General features: G+C 67.5%; 18 protein-coding genes. 9 read left to right on the top strand and 9 right to left on the bottom strand.

Annotated features, from left to right (window positions below; genetic code table 11):
• The first annotated feature begins 18 nt into the window (after positions 1-18).
• Positions 19-993, top strand: coding sequence for a quinone oxidoreductase family protein (locus G6N46_RS04675; RefSeq protein WP_133427668.1), 975 nt, complete (start codon positions 19-21; stop codon positions 991-993).
• Here the strand turns inward: G6N46_RS04675 and G6N46_RS04680 are convergent.
• On the bottom strand, positions 990-1,919 hold the full coding sequence (locus tag G6N46_RS04680; protein ID WP_163693108.1) for a DUF1214 domain-containing protein: 930 nt from the start codon (positions 1,917-1,919) through the stop codon (positions 990-992). The two genes, G6N46_RS04675 and G6N46_RS04680, sit on opposite strands and share 4 nt — an antisense overlap.
• A 35-nt stretch (positions 1,920-1,954) precedes the next feature.
• Complete coding sequence (locus tag G6N46_RS04685) at positions 1,955-2,968, bottom strand: heme o synthase (RefSeq protein WP_163692600.1); 1,014 nt, start codon at positions 2,966-2,968, stop codon at positions 1,955-1,957.
• Positions 2,969-3,196: 228 nt separating this feature from the next.
• On the opposite strand from G6N46_RS04685, the gene tkt reads away from it, so the two are divergent.
• The 7 genes from tkt to G6N46_RS04720 all read left to right on the top strand — a co-directional run bounded on the left by tkt (position 3,197) and on the right by G6N46_RS04720 (position 11,511).
• Entirely contained in the window at positions 3,197-5,290 is a 2,094-nt protein-coding gene (tkt, locus tag G6N46_RS04690; RefSeq protein ID WP_138249171.1) for a transketolase, read from the top strand.
• Positions 5,291-5,316: 26 nt separating this feature from the next.
• Complete coding sequence (tal, locus tag G6N46_RS04695) at positions 5,317-6,426, top strand: transaldolase (RefSeq protein ID WP_138249170.1); 1,110 nt, start codon at positions 5,317-5,319, stop codon at positions 6,424-6,426.
• The gene (gene zwf, locus G6N46_RS04700; RefSeq protein ID WP_138249169.1) at positions 6,423-7,982 is read left to right on the top strand and encodes a glucose-6-phosphate dehydrogenase; all 1,560 of its coding nucleotides are present in this window, start codon (positions 6,423-6,425) and stop codon (positions 7,980-7,982) included. Before tal ends, zwf begins: the two co-directional genes overlap by 4 nt.
• Positions 7,979-8,890 carry a glucose-6-phosphate dehydrogenase assembly protein OpcA gene (gene opcA / locus G6N46_RS04705; RefSeq protein ID WP_138249168.1) on the top strand — a complete coding sequence of 304 codons (912 nt, stop codon included), beginning with the start codon at positions 7,979-7,981 and terminating at the stop codon, positions 8,888-8,890. The genes zwf and opcA overlap by 4 nt, the downstream gene beginning before the upstream one ends.
• On the top strand, positions 8,883-9,617 hold the full coding sequence (gene pgl / locus G6N46_RS04710; protein ID WP_138249167.1) for a 6-phosphogluconolactonase: 735 nt from the start codon (positions 8,883-8,885) through the stop codon (positions 9,615-9,617). The genes opcA and pgl overlap by 8 nt, the downstream gene beginning before the upstream one ends.
• A gap of 2 nt (positions 9,618-9,619) precedes the next feature.
• On the top strand, positions 9,620-9,988 hold the full coding sequence (locus G6N46_RS04715) for an ATPase (protein ID WP_138249166.1): 369 nt from the start codon (positions 9,620-9,622) through the stop codon (positions 9,986-9,988).
• Between the two features lie 107 nt (positions 9,989-10,095).
• Complete coding sequence (locus tag G6N46_RS04720; RefSeq protein WP_138249165.1) at positions 10,096-11,511, top strand: HNH endonuclease signature motif containing protein; 1,416 nt, start codon at positions 10,096-10,098, stop codon at positions 11,509-11,511.
• Positions 11,512-11,797: 286 nt separating this feature from the next.
• On the opposite strand, the gene ppc is transcribed toward G6N46_RS04720, so the two are convergent.
• From ppc to secG, 4 genes are all read right to left on the bottom strand, one after another.
• Positions 11,798-14,605 carry a phosphoenolpyruvate carboxylase gene (gene ppc / locus G6N46_RS04725; RefSeq protein ID WP_138249164.1) on the bottom strand — a complete coding sequence of 936 codons (2,808 nt, stop codon included), beginning with the start codon at positions 14,603-14,605 and terminating at the stop codon, positions 11,798-11,800.
• 54 nt (positions 14,606-14,659) lie between these two features.
• Positions 14,660-15,025 (bottom strand): hypothetical protein, encoded by a 366-nt coding sequence (locus G6N46_RS04730; protein WP_138249163.1) that lies wholly within the window; start codon positions 15,023-15,025, stop codon positions 14,660-14,662.
• Entirely contained in the window at positions 15,022-15,591 is a 570-nt protein-coding gene (locus G6N46_RS04735) for an MspA family porin (protein WP_407665185.1), read from the bottom strand. The genes G6N46_RS04730 and G6N46_RS04735 overlap by 4 nt, the downstream gene beginning before the upstream one ends.
• A gap of 209 nt (positions 15,592-15,800) precedes the next feature.
• Positions 15,801-16,037, bottom strand: coding sequence for a preprotein translocase subunit SecG (secG, locus tag G6N46_RS04740; RefSeq protein WP_029105032.1), 237 nt, complete (start codon positions 16,035-16,037; stop codon positions 15,801-15,803).
• A gap of 169 nt (positions 16,038-16,206) precedes the next feature.
• Here secG and G6N46_RS04745 point away from each other — a divergent pair, with 169 nt between their 5' ends.
• Complete coding sequence (locus tag G6N46_RS04745) at positions 16,207-16,515, top strand: hypothetical protein (protein ID WP_138249162.1); 309 nt, start codon at positions 16,207-16,209, stop codon at positions 16,513-16,515.
• A gap of 4 nt (positions 16,516-16,519) precedes the next feature.
• Here G6N46_RS04745 and tpiA read toward each other — a convergent pair whose 3' ends face one another.
• The 3 genes from tpiA to gap are packed head-to-tail and all read right to left on the bottom strand — an operon-like array spanning position 16,520 to position 19,579.
• Positions 16,520-17,305: a triose-phosphate isomerase gene (gene tpiA, locus G6N46_RS28580; RefSeq protein ID WP_061000936.1), complete on the bottom strand. Its 786-nt coding sequence runs from the start codon at positions 17,303-17,305 to the stop codon at positions 16,520-16,522.
• A 3-nt stretch (positions 17,306-17,308) separates the two neighbouring features.
• On the bottom strand, positions 17,309-18,535 hold the full coding sequence (locus tag G6N46_RS28585) for a phosphoglycerate kinase (protein WP_138249161.1): 1,227 nt from the start codon (positions 18,533-18,535) through the stop codon (positions 17,309-17,311).
• Positions 18,536-18,559: 24 nt separating this feature from the next.
• Positions 18,560-19,579 (bottom strand): type I glyceraldehyde-3-phosphate dehydrogenase, encoded by a 1,020-nt coding sequence (gap, locus tag G6N46_RS04760; protein ID WP_163692602.1) that lies wholly within the window; start codon positions 19,577-19,579, stop codon positions 18,560-18,562.
• Positions 19,580-19,609: the final 30 nt, after the last annotated feature.

Here is a 19,609-nt window from a genome sequence, read left to right on the forward strand (position 1 = left end):
GTTGGAATGATAGGTGCCATGCATGCCATCGAAGTCGCCGAACTCGGCGGTCCGGAAGTCCTGTCCTTCGTCGAACGCCCCGAGCCCACCCCCGGCCCGGGCGAGGTCCTGATCAAGGCCGAGGCCATCGGCGTCAACTTCATCGACACGTATTTCCGCTCCGGGCTGTACCCGCGTCCGGTCCCCTACATCCCGGGCCAGGAGGTCTGCGGCACCATCACGGCCGTCGGCGACGACGTCGCGGCACTGGCGGTGGGCGACCGGGTGGTCACCGCGGCGGCGGACGCCACCTACTCCGAATACTGCGTCGCACCAGCCGATTACGTGGCCTACGTCCCGGAGGGCGTGGAGCCCGAGGTGGCCGCCGCGGCGCTTCTCAAAGGCATGACGGCCCACTACCTGATCAAGTCGACCTACCCGGTGCAGCAGGGCGACACCGTGCTGCTGCACGCCGGCGCCGGCGGCGTCGGGCTGATCCTGACCCAGTGGGCCACCAGTATGGCCGTCCGGGTCATCACGACGGTCTCAAACCAGGACAAGGCAGAGTTGTCCCGCAAGGCGGGTGCCATCGAGGTGCTGGACTATCCCGACGACCCCGCCGAGTTCGGCGCCAAGATCCGCGAACTGACGGGCGGCAACGGCGTCGCCGCCGTGTACGACGGTGTGGGTGCCTCCACGTTCGAGGCCAGCCTGGCCAGCCTCGCGGTCCGTGGAACCCTGGCATTGTTCGGCGCTTCGAGCGGACCCGTGCCGCCGTTCGACCTGCAACGACTCAACAGCGCGGGCTCGTTGTTCGTCACCCGGCCGACGCTTGCCCACTACACCCGCACCGCCGATGAATTCTCCTGGCGGGCAGGCGAACTGCTGCAGGCCGTCGCCGACGGCACCATCAACGTGACGGTCAGTCAGCGCTACCCGCTTGCCGACGCCGCTCGCGCACACGCCGACCTGCAGGCCCGCCTGACCGTCGGCTCCGTGGTGCTGGTGCCCTAAGCCGGTTCGGCCACCGGGAACGTCCAGCTGTCGTCGAGAATCTCGGGCCGTGGCCGGTACAACCGCACGGTGTAGTTCCACCCCGGAGTGATCGGCAGCAGGTTCGCGGCGTCGGCGCCGCCGAACTGGATCGTCGTCGAGCCGGCGGCGTCCTTGACGGCGGTGATGTTGTTCAGCGAGTAGGCATTCTGGGGGTTGGCGGTGAAGTAGCCGTCCTTGTTGTAGACCGTCACCGACCAGAAACCGTCCACCGGAACATCTTTGACGGTGAGCCGGTGCACGGTGGTGCCGTCGTTCTGGGACGGCACCGCGGTCAGGTAGAGCGCGTCGCGCTGCGGGTTGCCGCCCCACGCGTTGGCCGATCCGATCAGGTGCCGCACCGGGTCCGTGTCGGCCGCGGTACCGAACATGCCCCTGGTGTCCGGCAGCGTGGTGGCGAGCGTGACGAGTGCATTGCGCACGGTTTTCTGGCTGACCGGGTCCCAGTCGGGTACCACGAAGCTTCCCGGGGCGTCCTGCGCGACGGTGATGGCGTCCTGCAGCGCGTGTACGGCGGCCACGTCGGCGGCGTCGCCCGGATCGACCAAAGTGCGGACCGCTGCCGCGACGTAGCGCGTGCCCACCTCATCGCGCGTGAGCGTCACCGCGGCGGGCGCGTAGGCGACCTGGGTCGTGTAGTGGTCCTCATTGATGATCTGCAGCGACATGAATCGGCCCGCGCTGTCGGGCAGGGTGACCGTGACGGGTCCCGCGTCGAGGTCGAACACCGCGGCCGAGTAGAGGGTGTCGCGGTTCTGCCGGATGACGATCTGGTGGTCGATCGAGCTGAGTTCGCGGTTGTGGAAGAAGGCGCCGAAGCCGTCATCGCGGACGATGCCGCCGAAGTACAGATCCGATTCGGCGCGGGCGAAATTGTCGGGGCTCACCAGTTGGGGCATGGTCCCCAAACTAGCTGGTCGGGTCAGTGGAACAGCATCGGCAGCGCGAGCGCCGAGTCGACCGCCAGCGCGCAGAACAGCACCGCGAGATAGTTGTTCGACTGCAGGAACAGGCGCAGCGGCTTGACCGGCTCACCGCGCTTGACACCCGAGTACAGCTGGTGCGCCATCACCAGGAACCACGCACCGGCGACCAGCGCCACCGCCGCGTACAGCCAACCGGTGGCGAACGCCAGCGCGAGCGTCGTCAGGACAGTTGCCCAGGTGTAGATCAGGATCTGCTTGGTGACCTCGCGCTCGGTGGCGACGACGGGCAGCATCGGTACGCCGGCTGCCTCGTAGTCCTCCTTGTAGCGCATGGCCAGTGCCCAGGTGTGCGGCGGCGTCCAGAAGAAGATGATCAGGAACATCACCAGCGCGGGCCATTGGATGGTGCCGGTGACCGCCGACCACCCGATCATCACCGGCATGCAGCCGGCGGCGCCGCCCCACACCACGTTCTGCGAGGTCCGGCGCTTCAGCAGCAGCGTGTAGACGAAGACGTAAAAGGCGATGGTCGCCAGCGCGAGCAGGCCCGACAGCAGATTCGAGCTGCGCCACAGCCACACGAACGACGTGACGGTGAGGATCAGGCCGAAGATCAGCGCGTTCCGGGTCGGAACGGTCGCCCGCGCCAACGGCCGGCGGGCGGTGCGCTTCATCACCTTGTCGATGTCGGCGTCGGCGACACAGTTCAGGGTGTTCGCGCCTGCGGCGGCGAGCAGGCCACCGACCAGGGTGTTGAGGATCAGCAGCGGCTTGATCGGACCCTGGCTGGCCACGACGTCGAAGCGGTGCGCGAGCAGCATCGCCGGGATCGTGGTCACCAGCAGCAGTTCGATGACGCGCGGCTTGGTGAGCGCGATGTAAGCCAGCAGCGTGTCCCGAACCCGGTTCGGCGACTTGTTCGCCGACGCAGCGTCGTGCTCGTCAGACGCTGCAGCTCCGGGACCGAAACCGTGTGCCCCGTGGACGGAACGGCGCTCGCGAATGCTCACGCAGATATCTCCTCGGAAGTCACGGCCGCGCAGCCTCTACTACAGACGATGGTAGACCGCGCACCTGAGTGCTCCACACCGCAGGGTGCATTCGGGTGAACGGAAACCCAATCACGGACAGGCCAAAGGTGAAGCGGTCTGCACCACACCAGCGGCGCGCACTAGGGTAGTCATGCAGCTCGCTTGCAATTTGCCGAGCCCGAGACGTCCCCCAGTAGGAGTGCGCCCGTGACCACAGTCGAAGAGATTTCCGAACTCACCCGCCCGCACCACCCGGACGACTGGACCGAGCTCGACTCGGCCGCCGTCGACACCGTACGAGTGCTCGCCGCGGACGCGGTGCAGAAGGTCGGAAACGGCCACCCCGGAACCGCGATGAGCCTGGCCCCGCTGGCCTACACCCTGTTCCAGCGCCAGATGCGCCACGACCCGTCCGACACCACCTGGATCGGCCGCGACCGCTTCGTCCTGTCCTGCGGGCACTCCAGCCTGACGCTGTACCTGCAGCTGTACATGGGCGGCTTCGGCCTCGAACTGGCCGACATCGAGGCGCTGCGCACCTGGGGCTCGCTGACCCCCGGCCACCCCGAGTACGGCCACACCAAGGGTGTGGAGATCACCACCGGTCCCCTGGGCCAGGGCCTGGCCTCCTCGGTCGGCATGGCGATGGCCGCGCGCTACGAACGCGGCCTGTTCGATCCCGACGCCGCGCCCGGCGAGAGCCCCTTCGACCACTTCATCTACGTCATCGCCTCCGACGGTGACATCGAAGAGGGCGTCACCAGCGAGGCGTCGTCCCTCGCCGGCACCCAGCAGCTCGGCAACCTGATCGTGCTGTGGGACAACAACAAGATCTCCATCGAGCACGACACCAACATCGCGCTGTCCGAGGACACCTGCGCCCGCTACCGCGCCTACGGCTGGCACGTCCAGGAGGTCGACGGCGGTGAGAACGTCACGGCCATCGAAGCTGCGTTGGCAGAGGCACGAAAGGTGACCGACCGCCCGTCGTTCATCTCGGTGCGCACCATCATCGGCTACCCGGCGCCCACCAAGATGAACACCGGTGGCGTGCACGGTTCGGCACTGGGTGCCGACGAGGTGGCGGCCACCAAGAAGGTGCTCGGCTTCGACCCGGACAAGAGCTTCGAGGTGAAGCCCGAGGTCATCGCCCACACCCGTGAGCTCGTCGCCCGCGGCAAGCAGGCGCATGACGAGTGGCAGGTCGCCTTCGACGCCTGGGCCGCCAAAGAACCCGAGCGCAAGAAGCTGCTGGACCGCCTGCACGCAGGCGAACTGCCCGAGGGCTGGGACGCCGACCTGACGTACTGGGAGCCGGGCAGCAAGGCCGTCGCGACGCGTGCCGCGTTCGGCAAGGTGCTCAACGACGTGGCCGGCAAGCTGCCCGAATTGTGGGGTGGCTCAGCCGATCTCGCGGGTAGCAACAACACGACCATCAACGGCGTGAAGTCGTTCGGCCCGCCGTCGATCTCGACCGAGGACTACACCGCCGACTGGTACGGCCGGGTGCTGCACTTCGGCATCCGCGAGCACGCCATGGGCTCGATCCTCAACGGCATCGTGCTGCACGGCCCGACGCGTCCGTTCGCGGGCACCTTCCTGCAGTTCGCCGACTACATGCGTCCGGCGGTGCGGTTGGCCGCGCTGATGAACATCGACCCGATCTACATCTGGACCCACGACTCCATCGGTCTGGGTGAGGACGGCCCGACACACCAGCCGATCGAGCACCTGGCCGCGCTGCGCGCGATCCCGAACCTGTCGGTGGTTCGTCCCGCCGACCCGAACGAGACCGCCTACACCTGGCGCACCATCCTGCAGCGCACGCACGGCAACAACCCGACCGGTTTCATCCTGACCCGCCAGGGGGTACCCGTCCTCGAGGGCACCGACGCCGACGGCGCTGCCCGTGGTGGCTACGTGCTCGGCGGCGGTAACCCGGCCGACGACGCGGACGTCATCATCATCGCGACCGGTTCCGAGGTGCAGCTGGCCGTCGAGGCACAGAAGCTGTTGGCGGACAAGGACATCGTCGCCTACGTGGTGTCGATGCCGTGTCTGGAATGGTTCGAGGCGCAGCCGAAGGAGTACCGCGACGCGGTGCTGCCGCCCGACGTCTCGGCACGTGTTGCGGTCGAGGCCGGCATCGCGCAGCCTTGGCACAAGCTGGTCGGTGACACCGGCGAGATCATCTCGATCGAGCACTACGGCGCATCGGCCGACGACAAGACCCTGTTCCGGGAGTTCGGCTTCACCGCTGAGGCCGTCGTCGCCGCCGCAGAACGCTCGTTGGACAACTGACAACCAATTCAGAAAAGAGCACCCTCATGACTCAGAACCCGAACCTCGCGGCGCTGAGCGCCGCCGGTGTCTCCGTGTGGCTCGACGACCTGTCGCGTGAGCGGCTGCAGTCGGGGAACCTCACCGAGCTGATCAACACCCGCAGCGTCGTGGGCGTCACGACCAACCCGTCGATCTTCCAGGCTGCGCTGTCCAAGGGCACGGCCTACGACGAGCAGGTGCACGAGCTGGCGTCCCGGGGCGCCGACGTGGACGCCACCATCCGCACCGTCACCACGGACGATGTCCGCAACGCGTGCGACGTGCTGGCCAAGGTGTACGAGGCCACCGGCGGCGTCGACGGCCGGGTGTCCATCGAGGTCGACCCGCGGCTGGCGCACGACACCGACAAGACGATCCTGCAGGCCATCGAGCTGTGGAAGATCGTCGACCGCCCGAACCTCCTGATCAAGATTCCGGCGACGCTGGCGGGCCTGCCGGCGATCACCGCGGTGATCGCCGAGGGCATCTCGGTCAATGTCACCCTGATCTTCTCGGTGGAACGGCACCGCGCCGTGATGGACGCCTACCTGACCGGGCTCGAGAAGGCCCGCGAAGCCGGCCACGACCTGTCGAAGATCCATTCTGTCGCTTCGTTCTTCGTGTCCCGCGTGGACACCGAGATCGACGCCCGGCTGGAGAAGATCGGTGGCTCGGCGCTGGGTCTGCGCGGCAAGGCCGGCGTCGCCAACGCCCGGCTGGCGTACGCGGCCTACGAGCAGGTCTTCGGCGGCCCGCAGTTCGCCAACCTCAAGGCCGAGGGTGCCCGCGTGCAGCGTCCGCTGTGGGCGTCGACCGGCGTGAAGAACCCGGACTACCCGGACACGCTGTACGTCACCGAGCTGGTCGCCGCCGACACCGTCAACACCATGCCGGAGAAGACCCTGGAAGCGGTCGCCGACCACGGCCAGATCACCGGCGACACCATCTCCGGAACGGCTGCCGCGGCGCAGGCCGTGTTCGATGAGCTGTCGGCCGTCGGGATCGACCTGGACGACGTGTTCAACCTGCTCGAGGTCGAGGGCGTGGAGAAGTTCGAGAAATCCTGGGGCGAGCTGCTCGAGGCCACGCAGGGTCAACTCGACGCGTTGAAATGAGCGACAGCAGCGAGCGGCCGGCGAATTGGGTGAACCCCCTGCGGGACAAGCGCGACAAGCGCATGCCCCGCATCGCCGGCCCGTGCGCGGTGGTGATCTTCGGCGTCACGGGCGATCTGGCCCGCAAGAAGCTGATGCCGGCGATCTACGACCTGGCCAACCGTGGGCTGCTGCCGCCCTCGTTCGCCTTGGTCGGCTTCGCGCGCCGGGACTGGGCCGACGAGGACTTCGGTCAGGTCGTCCACGACGCCGTCAGACAGCACGCCCGGACCCCGTTCCGGCAGGAGGTCTGGGACCGCCTGGCCGAGGGATTCCGTTTCGTGCAAGGCACGTTCGACGACGACGCTGCCTTCGAACGGCTGCGTGACGCGCTGCACAAGCTCGACGAGGAGCGCGGCACCGGCGGCAATCACGCGTTCTACCTGTCGATTCCGCCGAACGCGTTCCCGCAGGTGTGCGAACAGCTGTCAAGGTCCGGCTTGGCCGACAAGTCCGGCGGCTCCTGGAGCCGGGTGGTCATCGAGAAGCCGTTTGGTCACGACCTGGCCAGCGCCGAGGCGCTCAACGGCGTCGTCAACAGTGTGTTCCCGGAGTCGTCGGTGTTCCGCATCGACCACTACCTGGGCAAGGAAACCGTCCAGAACATCCTGGCGCTGCGGTTCGCCAACGAGTTGTTCGAGCCCGTGTGGAACGCCCACTACGTCGACAGCGTGCAGATCACCATGGCCGAGGACATCGGACTCGGTGGCCGCGGCGGTTACTACGACGGCGTGGGCGCCGCCCGCGACGTCATTCAGAACCACCTCCTGCAGCTGCTCGCGCTGACGGCGCTGGAGGAGCCGGTCAACTTCTCACCGCACGAACTCCAGGCCGAGAAGATCAAGGTGCTGTCGGCGACACACCTGGCCGAGCCGCTGGACGAGACCACGGCACGCGGTCAGTACGCCGCCGGCTGGCAGGGTGGCGAGAAGGTTGTCGGCCTGCTCGACGAGGAAGGCTTCTCGTCGACGTCGACCACCGAGACCTTCGCGGCGATCACGGTCGAGGTCGACACCCGGCGCTGGGCCGGCGTGCCGTTCTACCTGCGCACCGGAAAACGGTTGGGACGCAGGGTCACAGAGATCGCGTTGCTGTTCAAGCGGGCGCCGCACCTGCCGTTCGACGCCACGATGACCGACGAACTCGGACAGAACGCCCTGGTGATCCGGGTGCAGCCCGACGAAGGCATCACCCTGCGATTCGGTTCCAAGGTGCCGGGGCACCTCATGGAGGTCCGCGACGTCAGCATGGACTTCTCGTACGGTTCCGCGTTTGCCGAGGACTCCCCCGAAGCCTACGAACGACTGATCCTCGACGTCCTGCTCGGCGAACCGTCGCTGTTCCCGGTCAACGCCGAAGTCGAATTGTCCTGGAAGATACTGGATCCCGCGCTCGAACACTGGGCCGCGCAGGACAAGGCCGGCGGCCGGCCCGAGGCCTACGAGTCCGGCACCTGGGGTCCGGAGTCGGCATTCGAGATGCTGCGGCGCAGCGGCCGCGAATGGAGGCGACCGTGATTCTCGATCTGCCCGACACCAACACCGGCGCGATCAACAAGAAGATCGTCGCGCTGCGTGAAGAGGGTGGTGCCATCACCCTCGGGCGGGTACTGACCCTCGTGGTGGCACCCGACACCGAGGCCATCCTCGAGGAGGCCATCGAGGCCGCCAACACCGCCAGCCGCGAACATCCGTGCCGCGTCATCGTGGTGATCCCCGGTGACCGGCTGGCCACCGAGGCCCGCCTGGATGCCCAGCTCCGGGTGGGTCGCGACGCCGGCGCCAATGAGGTTGTGGTGCTTCGCCTTTCGGGCCCGCTGGCCGGCCATGCCAGCAGCGTGGTGACGCCATTCCTGCTGCCGGATACCCCGGTGGTCACCTGGTGGCCCGATGTGGCACCCGCGGTGCCGGCGGCCGATCCGCTGGGCAAGCTCGCGATCCGCCGGATCACCGACGCCACCAACGGTGAAGATCCTCAGACCTGCATCAAGAGCCGGTTGGCCGGCTACACGTCCGGGGACACCGATCTGGCGTGGAGCCGGGTGACGTACTGGCGGGCGCTGCTCGCCGCCGCGCTGGACCAGGCACCTTATGAACCGATCACCGAGGCGCTGGTGTCGGGGCTCAAAGATGAACCGGCACTGGACATCCTGGCCGGCTGGCTGGCGGCCTGCATCGACGGGCCGGTGACCCGCGCGGTCGGTGAGCTCAAAGTCGTGCTGACCCGACCGACCGAGACCATCACACTGAGCCGTCCGCAGACCGGCGTCACCGCCTCGCTCACCCGCACCGGCCGGCCCGAGGCCCGTATTCCGTTGGCACGCCGGGAAGCTCGCGACTGCCTCGCCGAAGAGATGCGCCGGCTCGATGCCGACGAGATCTACCATCGCGCCCTCGTGGGCCTGGACAAGGTCGTATATGTCTGAGCAGATCATCGAGAAGTATCCCGACGCAGATGCTCTGGTGACCGCCGTCGGCGATCGCCTCGTGGCGGCCATCAACGGCGCCATCGAGGCGCGCGGCGTGGCATACATCGTGCTGACCGGCGGCGGTACCGGCATCAAGTTGCTCAAGCATGTCGGCGGGCATCCGATCGACTGGGCCAAGGTGCACCTGTTCTGGGGCGACGACCGGTACGTCCCGGCCGACGATGCCGACCGGAACATCAAGCAGGCCCGCGAGGCGCTGCTGAATTCCGTTGCCATCCCGGCAGACAACGTCCACGCCATGGCCGCCAGCGACGGCGAGTTCGGTGACGACGTCGACGCCGCGGCCGCCGCCTACGCGCGCGAGCTGGCACTGGTCGCCGGGAATGGTTCGCCGACACCGGAATTCGACGTACACCTGTTGGGCATGGGCGGCGAAGGACACGTCAACTCGCTGTTCCCGCACACCGACGCCGTCCGCGAGACCGAGCGGTACGTCGTTGCCGTCACCGACTCCCCCAAGCCGCCGCCGCGGCGGATCACGCTGACCCTGCCCGCGGTCCGTCGCTCCCGCCAGGTGTGGCTTGTCGTGGCCGGCGCCGAGAAGGCCGACGCGGTAGCGGCCGCGGTGGGTGGCGCTGCGGCCGAAGACATTCCGGCGGCCGGCGCGATCGGCACCGAGGCGACGGTATGGTTGCTCGACGCCGCCGCGGCGTCAAAACTGTAGCCATGGTCGACAAAGGCGACGGGCGGTCACGACCCGTGCGCGGCCGCATCCGAACGTTGACGGACGCCGCGTTGAACGCCGACGTCATGGTGTCCCAGGTCGACTCGCTGCTGGTCGACATGGAAGGCACACTGGCGACCCTCAGCACTCTGACCGGTGATCTCGACACCACGATGTCGCGGTTCAACGAGACCATCACCCAGATCGACGAACTCGCGCCGCGCATCTTCGGCGTGGTCGACCGGATGGAAGCGATCGTGACGCGCGTGGAGGCCATCGTCGGGGTCGCCGAGACAGTGCTATCGCCCATCACGGTCACAGAAAACGTCGTGCGAGGCATGGTGAAGTCAGTTCGCGGCTGGGCTCCGTAGCAGCCTCTGCTGAGAACTTTGGTCACTTTGTTTGCGCTGGTCACGGTAGGTCGCTGAGGCCACATTCGTCACAGCGAATTGTCGGTGGTTCGAACTATTGTTCGAATATGGCCACCGACCGCACCACCATCCGCACCGCCTACGCGGCCCTGGCGGATGCCCTCGCGGCGGTCAACAGCCTCGACTACACCGGACTGCCCATCGAGGTCCTACTGGAGCTGCAATCCCAGCGCGAAACCCTCAAATGCTCCGCCGAGGCGGTCGATCACCAGATTCTGGCCGCCGCCCAAACCCAGGCCACCGCCAAAGAGATCGGCGCCAAGGATTGGCCTGAGGTGCTGCATGTGCGGTTGCGGATCAGCCGCGAAGAAGCCCGCCGCCGGGTCCGCGACACGGATAATTTGGGCCCGCGCTCGGCCATCACGGGCGAACCGTTGGGACCGGTGTGGGAACTGGTGGCCGCCGCGCTGGCCGAAGGTGCGATCAACAGTGAGCACGTACAGGTCATCACCTGGTTTTTCCAGAAGCTGCCGCTGTGGGCGGCCGACCCGATCACCCTCGCCCAGTGCGAGACCGACCTGGTGGCCGACGCGAGAGTCAAGACGCCCGAGGACCTCCGCAAAGTCGCAGCGGACCTGTTGTACCGGCTCGATCAGGACGGCCCCGAACCCGACGACACCGAACCCGACCCGAAACGCTCGTTCGTCATGGGCAAGCAGCGACCCGACGGCCGCACCGACGTCACCGCCCAACTCGACCCGGAAGGCCGGGCCTACTGGCAGGCACTGTTCGACAAGTACGCCGCCCCAGGCATGTGCAACCCCGCCGACGAGGTGCCGTGCCTGTCGGGGACACCCACCCAAGAACAAATCGATGCAGATACCCGCACCCTGGCCCAACGCCAATACGACGCGTTCAAAATGGTCGGGCGAATGATGCTGGCCTCATCCAGCGGGGTGCACAACGGGTTCCCCGTCGGGGTAGTCGCCACCTGCACCGTCACCGACCTGGAAAAACGTGCCGGGATGGCTGCGACCCACACCGGGACGAAGCTGCCGGTGAAGGATTTGGTGCGGATGGCCGCACAAGGGTCGGACAACTACCTCGCCGTCTTCGACGACCACACCGGCCAACCGCTCTATTTGGGTCGGGCGGCGCGCACCGCCAGCACCGCACAACGGCTGGCCCTGTTCGCCCGCGACCTGGGCTGCACCCGCCCCAACTGCACCGCCCCCGCCTCGCGCTCCCAGGCCCATCACGTCAACACCAACTGGCGTGATGACGGCCCCACCGACATCACCAACCTCACCCTGGCCTGCGGACCCGACAACCGCCTCGCCGACACCGGCGGCTGGACCACCACCATGGGCCCCGACGGCCGCACCCACTGGACCCCACCACCACTCTTAGACGTCGGCCAACCCCGAACCAACCACTACCACCACCCCACGCTCTACCGCACAGAGCGCGGCGGAGACGCCGACAGCGACAGCGATGGCGAAAGCGACAGTCCCACAGGATGATCCGGCACTCCGATGCGGCGAGCCAGCTTCATCGGCGATGCCCGATGGGCGGATGCCGTCGGTGGCCATGCGAATCGGTGCGGCCGGCCTAGAACGGAAGCCCGGGATCCGAGGGCGGCGCGTCGGGGGTCGTCGTGGTCCTGTAGTCGTAGTGAAGGGTCCCGCCCACAATTGGGGATTCCGTGTTGCAACCGCCGAAAATGCCCGTGGCGGCCACCTTGCGATGTCCGCGGAAGTCGAACGCATGTAAGGCATTTCCTAGACATTGGCCGTCGTTGCAGGGCCGCTACCCGCTGTTGCGCAGTGCGGTGGCCAACCCACTCATGGTCAGGAGGATGCCGCGCTGCACGAGTTCGTCTTCGTCACCGGAGCGGTAACGGCGCAGCAACTCGACCTGGAGATGGTTCAGCGGCTCCAGGTACGGGAACCGGTTGAACACCGACCGGGCCAGTGCCGGGTTGTCGGCCAGCAGGTCGTCGTGCCCGGTGATGAGGGCGTGCATCCGGATGGTGCGCTCATGTTCGGCAGCGATCTTGTCGAACACCCGGTGGCGCAGCGCCTCGTCATCCACGAGCTCTGAATACCGCGCCGCCAGACCGAGATCCGACTTGGCCAGCACCTGCGCCATGTTGGACAGCACCGTCCGGAAGAACGGCCACTTCGCGTACAGGTCCTGCAGGACCTGGAGGCCACCTTCGGTGTTGTCGATGAACTCCTCGAACGCGGTCCCAGTGCCGTACCAGCCGGGCAGCATGACGCGCGACTGGCTCCAGGCCAGCACCCACGGGATGGCCCGCAGATCGGCGATCGAGGTGGTCGGCTTGCGCGATGTCGGGCGGCTCCCGATGTTGAGCGCACCGATCTCGCTGACGGGAGTCGATGCCTTGAAGTACTCGACGAATCCCGGTGTCTCGTGCACCAAGTCGCTGTACGCCCGTTGTGCGCGGGCGGCCAGGTCGTCCAGTACGTCGTAGGCGGGTGCGGCGGCGTCGCCGAGCCCTTCGACGTCGAGCAGAGTCGATTCGAGGGTCGCGGCCAGCAGGGTCTCCAGATTGCGATGTGCCGCATGCGGTTCGGCGTACTTGGCCGCGATCACCTCCCCCTGCTCGGTGATCCGCAGCGAGCCCCTGACCGCGCCGGGCGGCTGCGCGAGAATCGCGTCGTAGCTCGGGCCGCCACCGCGGCCGACGGTGCCACCGCGGCCATGGAACAGCCGCAACCGGATTCCGGTCTTGCGGGCCGATTCCACGAGATCGAGTTCGGCCCGGTACAGCGCCCAGTTGGCCGCCAGGTAGCCGCCGTCCTTGTTCGAGTCGGAGTAGCCGAGCATGACCTCCTGCTGCTCGCCCCGCGCGGTGACGATGGACCGGTACAGCGGAATGGCAAGGGCCGCTCCCAGAATCGCCGATCCGCGTTGCAGGTCGTCGATGGTCTCGAACAGCGGCACGATGCCGACCGGGCTGTAGGGCTCGGGTCCGGCGGCGTCGAGCAGGCCGGCTTCTTTGAGCAGCACCCCGGCTTCGAGCAGATCCGACACCGACTGACACATCGAGATGATGTAGTTGGGCACGGCCTGCGGCCCGAAGACCGCGACCGCTCGGGCCGCCGCGGCGACGATGTCCAGTTCCTTGCGAGCCAGTTCCGACAGCTGCGCTTCGCGGCCCACCAACGGCCGGCGCGTGGACAACTCCGCGACCAGGACGGCGACGCGTTCATCTTCCGGCAATGATGCGTAGTCGGGGTGTACCCCGGCCCACGCCAGCAGCTCGGCCACCACCTGCTCGTGCACTTCGGAGTTCTGCCGAAGGTCCAGCCCACAGAGGTGGAAACCGAAGACCCGCACCGACTCTCGCAACCGGGCCAGCCGGTCGTCGGCCAGCACGCTGGTGCCACCGGCGCGCAACGACGCGTCGATGACGTCCAGGTCGGCGAGCAACTCGGCCGGCGCGGTGTACTGCAGCAGGCCGAGCTCCAGCTCGTGCTCGGGTTGCCGGTCGAGGATCTCGGCGGCGGTGGCCGTCAGGCGCGCGCGGATCACGTGCAGCGCCTGGCGGTACGGTTCGTCGGCGTGCGTCGGCTCGGGATGCTGGTCGGCCAGCGCCTGCAGCGCATCGCTGACCCGCACCAGCCGCGCCGACATCGACAATTCGTGTTCCAGCGCAAGGAGTTCGGCGAAGTACCGGTCGAACGCGGTGTAGGCCGCGCTGCCGGTCGCCAGGCGCACCACGTCGGCGGTGACGTTGGGGTTGCCGTCGCGGTCACCGCCGATCCACGAGCCGGGCCGCAGGATCGGCGTCTCCAGCAGTGGCTCACCCGGCCAGCGGGCCTGCAGCGCGCCGCGCACCTCCGCGTTGACGCGCGGGATGACGTCGAAGAACGCGGCCGGGTAGTAGCGCAGCCCGGTGGCGATCTCGTCTTGAATCTTCAACCGCGACAAGCGGATCAGCGCGGTCTGCCACAGGGTGAGGATGTGCCGGCGCAGCTCGGTCTCGAGGTCGCGGCCGTCGCGCGTCAGGCTGTGCCCGTGCAACCGCAGCCGCATCAGTTCGGTGATCCGGTTCTGGGTGTCGAAGATGGTGCGCCGCCGGGTTTCGGTGGGGTGGGCGGTGATCACCGGCGAGACCAGCGCACCGCGCAGCGCATCGGCGACCGCCGCCCCGTCCAATCCCCCGGCTTCGTCCAGCTTGCGGTACGTCGCGGCTAGGCTGCTGTCCTGCGGTGGCTCGCCCGCCGCCACGTGCACCGCACGCCGTCGTTCCCGGTGGATGTCCTCGGCGACGTTGGCCAGCAGCGCGAAATGCGTGAACGCCCGGATCACCGGGATGGCCTGGTGAATGTCGATACCGGCGAACAACGCCGCCAGCTCTGCCCGGTCAATCTCGGAGCGACGCACCCGGAAGGATTCCACCCGCGCGCGTTCCACGAGATCGAAGACCGCGTCACCGTTCTGCTCGCGCACCGTGTCGCCGAGAATGGCGCCGAGCAACCGGATGTCTTCGCGCATCGGTTCGGTGGCCTCACGGCCCAGTTCGGTGCGCTGAACCGATCCGATCGGCAGCAGTGTGGTGTCAGGAGCGTTCGGAACGTCTGCCATCACCCAAGTATCGACGGCAGCGGCCGCTCGCGCAGGGCAGGCGGTTCGGCACGGTCACGGCGGACCGACCGGGACGATCGGCGGCGACGACGTGGTGGGCGTGGCAGGCGCGCTCGCACGCGACGTCGTGGTCGATGGTTTCTGCCCGTCGGGCACCACAATTGGATTCGCATCGCCGGCGTCGCCGCTACTACCGCCACTGTCCGAGTCGACGTTCGGCGGCCAATCCACCGACGTCGGCGGCCACGCCTTCGCCGACGAGCTGCCGCCACCCGGTGGCGCGCAACCGGACCCGGCGCCGAAGTCCCCCGCGCCGGTGCAGTCGGCCGCGGCGACCGGTGCGAAGACCAGGAACCAGGCCGACGCCGCGACGCCGACCACCGCGGCCCGGATTCTCACCGGCATTCGTACGCCGCTCATAGCTGCAGGATGTCCCCGTAGGCGTTCACGCTGTCGTCGTTCCTGTCGGTGTCGATGGTCACCGTCGAGAAGAACCGGATGGCCACCGCCCCGCCGCAGGCGTCGACCTTGACGTGGGCGTCGTGCACGGTGATGCCGCCGGTACGGCCCTTCAGCGCTTTCTTGCCCAGCACCACGTTGGTGATCGTGCCCGGCAGCAGGTTCACCGAGACGTTGCCTTCCAGATCGGCATAGGGGCCGATGGCATTCAGCACGTTTCCGCTGAAACCCGGGTTGATGCCGATGTCGGCGTCGCCGCCGACGCTGGCGCCCTCACTGAGATCGACTTGGCAGCCGAGCTGCAGGCCGACGATCAGCGTCCCGTTGTTGACCGCCGACGAGCCGCTGCCGTCGATCGACGCCTCGGCCCGGCCGGTGACGAAACCTTCTCGCGTGAAAGCCGTCGCAGCCATGTTCGGGACCGAGTTGACGGTCATCTGGGTGAGCGAAACCCCAAGGCGCCAACCGTCTTCGGTGTTGACGGCCTGCCGGACGTCGGCGACCGGGAGTGGATCGGCCGCCGCCATACCCGGGGCCACGCCACCGGCCGCGCAGAGCAGCACCACCGCGCCTGCGCCGATACGAAGAAGATGCACCACGCGGCGAGCGTAGGTGCCGGCGCTAAGTGCGCCCTGTCATCGACATAAGCGCCGGCCCAGCGAACGCTGGGTACTTGCTGTCAGACAAACAGAACCGGCCACGCCTGACAGGCGTGGCCGGTTCGTGAAGTCCGAGGCTAGGCGCCGTACTTGATCTGCAGCGCGATGCCGATGATCGACACCAGCCAGATGCCGGTGATGAAGTACGTCAGCCGGTCGAGGTTCTTCTCGACCACGGTGGAGCCCGACAGGCTGGACTGCACACCGCCGCCGAACAGCGTCGACAGACCGCCACCCTTGGCCCGGTGGAGCAACACCAGCAACACAACCAACACACTGGTGATGATCAACGTGATCTGCAGGGCCAAAATCATGAGCCACAGCTTACCGGGTGGAGCGCCGTCACCCGGCCGCGGTCCGCCGTCGCGTCGTCGCCGTCACCACAATTGCGTTGCTGATTCGGCCGCAGCGGGCGCGGCGACGGCGCACCATGGACAGATCAACATCCACTACTCGGCCTGTTTGGAGGCCAACATGTCCGTCGTGAAACTTGCTTCAGCCACTTTGCTGGCTGCCGCATTGGCCGTCACCACGGCCCCGGTGTCGATCGCCGCGCCCAGCGACGACACCTGGGACATCGAGGCGTACGACAACTGCATGAAGAAGACCGTCCGGAATGCCGACCTGTGCTGCATCGAGTCCGGCGGCATCCCTGGCATGGATCCGGAGACAGGCTGCCACGCACCGCCCGCCAAGGCGGCGGACGCCCCGTTGACCACCACGAGCCGACCACTGCCCGGAGGAATCAACAGGGGCAACCTGCCCACCATGGTGCTGGAGCCGGCGAACTAGCCCGTCAGGGCAGCGGACCGCCTGCGGCGATCGCCGACAGCGTCGCGAACTGCTCGCCGTCGAGTGACGCACCCCCGACGAGTGCGCCGTCGATGTCGGGCTTCGCCACCAGCTCGCCGACGTTCTTGGCGTTGACGGAGCCGCCGTAGAGCACACGCACGGTCGCGGCGATCTCGGGCGAGGCCAGCTCGGCCAGCGTCGAGCGGACCGCGGCGCACACCTCCTGCGCGTCGGCGGCGCTGGCGACCCGGCCGGTGCCGATGGCCCAGACGGGTTCGTAGGCGATCACGACCTGGCTGATCTGCTCGGACGACAGCCCGGCCAGCGAGCCCTGCAGCTGAGCGGTGCAGTGCTCGACGTGATTACCGGCCTCGCGGATGTCGAGCCCCTCACCGATACACACGATCGGGGTCAGGCCGTGCTTGAGCGCGGCCTTGGCCTTGGCGGCCACCAGGGCATCGTCCTCGTGGTGGTAGGTCCGGCGCTCGGAGTGCCCGACGACGACGAACGTGCAGCCCAGCTTGGCCAGGAACGCGCCACTGATCTCACCGGTGTAGGCACCGGAGTCGTGTTGGGACACGTCCTGCGCACCGTAGGTGAGCAGGAGCTTGTCGCCGTCGACCAGCGTCTGCACACTGCGCAGATCGGTGAACGGCGGCAGGACGGTGACGTCGACCTTGGCGAAGTACTTGTCCGGCAAGGCGAATGCGATCTTCTGCACCAGCGCGATGGCCTCGAAGTGGTTGAGGTTCATCTTCCAGTTGCCGGCGATGAGCGGCTTGCGTGCCATGTTCTACGACCCCAGCACTTCGATGCCCGGGAGGGTCTTGCCCTCGAGGTACTCCAGCGACGCGCCGCCACCGGTCGAGATGTGCGAGAAGCCGTCCTCGGCCAGTTCGAGCTGGCGTACCGCGGCAGCCGAATCGCCGCCACCGACGACGCTGAACGCGCCCTTGGACGTTGCGGTGATGATGGCCTCGGCGACGCCCTTGGTGCCGTCGGCGAACGCCGGGAACTCGAAGACACCCATCGGGCCGTTCCAGAACACGGTCTTGGCGTTGGACAGCAGCGCCGTGAAGCGCTTGACCGACTCGGGGCCGATGTCCAGGCCCATCTTGCCGTCCGGGATGCGGTCCGAAGCCACGGTCTCCGGTTCGGCGTCGGCGGCGAACTTGTCCGCCACCACGATGTCGACAGGGAGGTGGATGACGTCGGCGTAGGTGTCCAGCAGCCGCTTACAGGTGTCGATCATCTCCTCCTGCAGCAGCGAGGTACCGACCGAAAGCCCTTGGGCCGCAAGGAAAGTGAAGCACATGCCGCCGCCGATGACGATGCTGTCGGCCTTGGTGGCGAGATTCTCGATCACCGCGAGCTTGTCGGATACCTTGGAGCCGCCGAGCACGACGGCGTAGGGCCGCTCGGTCGAGCTGGTCAGCTGCTCGAGCACCTTGACCTCGGTGGCCACCAACGTGCCGGCGTAGTGCGGCAGGATCTTCGCGACGTCGTACACCGACGCCTGCTTGCGGTGCACGACGCCGAAGCCGTCGGAGACGAACGCGCCGGGCGAACCGTCGGGACCCTCGACCAGAGCCGCCAGCTCGCGGGCCAGGGCCGCGCGCTCGGCGTCGTCCTTGCTGGTCTCACGCGGGTCGAACCGGATGTTCTCCAGCAGCAACACGTCACCGTCGGTCAGACCCTCGGCGCGGGCGAGCGCATCGGTGCCGACGACGTCACCGGCGAGCTGGACGTGCCGGCCCAGCTTCTCCCCCAGCGCGGCGGCGACCGGCGCGAGCGAGAACTTGGCGTCCGGTCCACCCTTCGGGCGGCCGAGGTGCGCGGTGATGACGACCTTGGCGCCGGCATCGGCCAGCGCGGCCAGCGTCGGGACCGACGCGATGATCCGGCCCGGGTCGGTGATGTTGCCGTTCTCGTCGAGCGGGACGTTCAGGTCGGAGCGGACCAGGACGCCCCGCCCCTCTACGCCTTCGGCCAACAGCTCATCGAGGGTCTTGATGCTCATACCTGTCTTTCTCTTACGTGCCGTCTACAGCGACTTGCCGACCAGCGCGGCCAAATCGGCGATCCGGTTGGAGTAGCCCCACTCGTTGTCATACCAGGACACGACCTTGGCTTGGTTGTCGATGACCTTGGTCAGCCCCGCATCGAACAGCGAACTGTGCGGGTCGGTGACGATATCGGACGACACGATCGGCGCGTCGTAGTACTTCAAAATCCCCTTGAGCGGCCCCTCGGCCGCCGCCTGCATCGCCGCGTTGATCTCCGCAGCCGACGCCGACTTGCCCAGCTCGGCGGTCAGATCGGTGACCGACCCGGTAGGCACCGGCACCCGCAGCGCGTACCCGTCCAACTTGCCCTTGAGCTCGGGCAGCACCAGGCCGATGGCCTTGGCCGCGCCGGTGGAGGTCGGCACGATGTTGATCGCCGCCGCCCGGGCCCGGCGCAGATCCTTGTGCGGCCCGTCCTGCAGATTCTGATCCTGGGTGTAGGCGTGGATCGTGGTCATCAACCCGCGCACGATCCCGAACTCGTCGTTGAGGACCTTGGCGATCGGGCCCAGACAGTTCGTGGTGCACGAGGCATTCGAGATGATGTCCTGACTGCCGTCGTACTTGTCGTCGTTGACCCCCATCACGATGGTGATGTCCTCACCGGTCGCCGGCGCCGAGATGATGACCTTCTTGGCCCCCGCCTCCAGGTGGCCGCGGGCCTTGGCGGCGTCGGTGAAGATACCGGTGGACTCGACCACGATGTCCACACCCAGATCCCCCCACGGCAACGCCGCCGGGCCTTCCTTGACCGCCAGGGCCTTGATCTTGGTCTCACCCACGATCAGCGTGTCCCCATCAGCACGCACGTCATAGGGCAGCCGGCCCAGGATCGAATCGAACTTCAACAGATGCGCCAACGCATCCGTCGAGGTCAGGTCATTGACCGCCACGATCTCCAGATCGGCGTTCTTACCCCCCGCTTTTTGCACATCCAGGGCCCGGAAAAAGTTACGCCCGATACGCCCGAAACCATTGACGCCGATCCGAATAGTCACTGCTGTGCTCCCTCGCCGGTACTCCTGGAC

The sequence above is a fragment of the Mycolicibacterium phocaicum genome, assembly GCF_010731115.1.
In the GTDB taxonomy this organism is placed as follows: Bacteria; Actinomycetota; Actinomycetes; order Mycobacteriales; family Mycobacteriaceae; genus Mycobacterium; species Mycobacterium phocaicum.

What these genes read in the sequence shown, in the direction of transcription:
- G6N46_RS04675 (WP_133427668.1), top strand. Translation starts at nt 19, where the DNA reads ATGCATGCCATCGAAGTCGCCGAACTCGGCGGTCCGGAAGTCCTGTCC.
- tal (WP_138249170.1), top strand. Translation starts at nt 5,317, where the DNA reads ATGACTCAGAACCCGAACCTCGCGGCGCTGAGCGCCGCCGGTGTCTCC.
- zwf (WP_138249169.1), top strand. Translation starts at nt 6,423, where the DNA reads ATGAGCGACAGCAGCGAGCGGCCGGCGAATTGGGTGAACCCCCTGCGG.
- pgl (WP_138249167.1), top strand. Translation starts at nt 8,883, where the DNA reads ATGTCTGAGCAGATCATCGAGAAGTATCCCGACGCAGATGCTCTGGTG.
- G6N46_RS04715 (WP_138249166.1), top strand. Translation starts at nt 9,620, where the DNA reads ATGGTCGACAAAGGCGACGGGCGGTCACGACCCGTGCGCGGCCGCATC.
- G6N46_RS04720 (WP_138249165.1), top strand. Translation starts at nt 10,096, where the DNA reads ATGGCCACCGACCGCACCACCATCCGCACCGCCTACGCGGCCCTGGCG.
- ppc (WP_138249164.1), bottom strand. Translation starts at nt 14,605, where the DNA reads ATGGCAGACGTTCCGAACGCTCCTGACACCACACTGCTGCCGATCGGA.
- G6N46_RS04730 (WP_138249163.1), bottom strand. Translation starts at nt 15,025, where the DNA reads ATGAGCGGCGTACGAATGCCGGTGAGAATCCGGGCCGCGGTGGTCGGC.
- G6N46_RS04735 (WP_407665185.1), bottom strand. Translation starts at nt 15,591, where the DNA reads ATGGCGGCGGCCGATCCACTCCCGGTCGCCGACGTCCGGCAGGCCGTC.
- secG (WP_029105032.1), bottom strand. Translation starts at nt 16,037, where the DNA reads ATGATTTTGGCCCTGCAGATCACGTTGATCATCACCAGTGTGTTGGTT.
- tpiA (WP_061000936.1), bottom strand. Translation starts at nt 17,305, where the DNA reads ATGGCACGCAAGCCGCTCATCGCCGGCAACTGGAAGATGAACCTCAAC.
- G6N46_RS28585 (WP_138249161.1), bottom strand. Translation starts at nt 18,535, where the DNA reads ATGAGCATCAAGACCCTCGATGAGCTGTTGGCCGAAGGCGTAGAGGGG.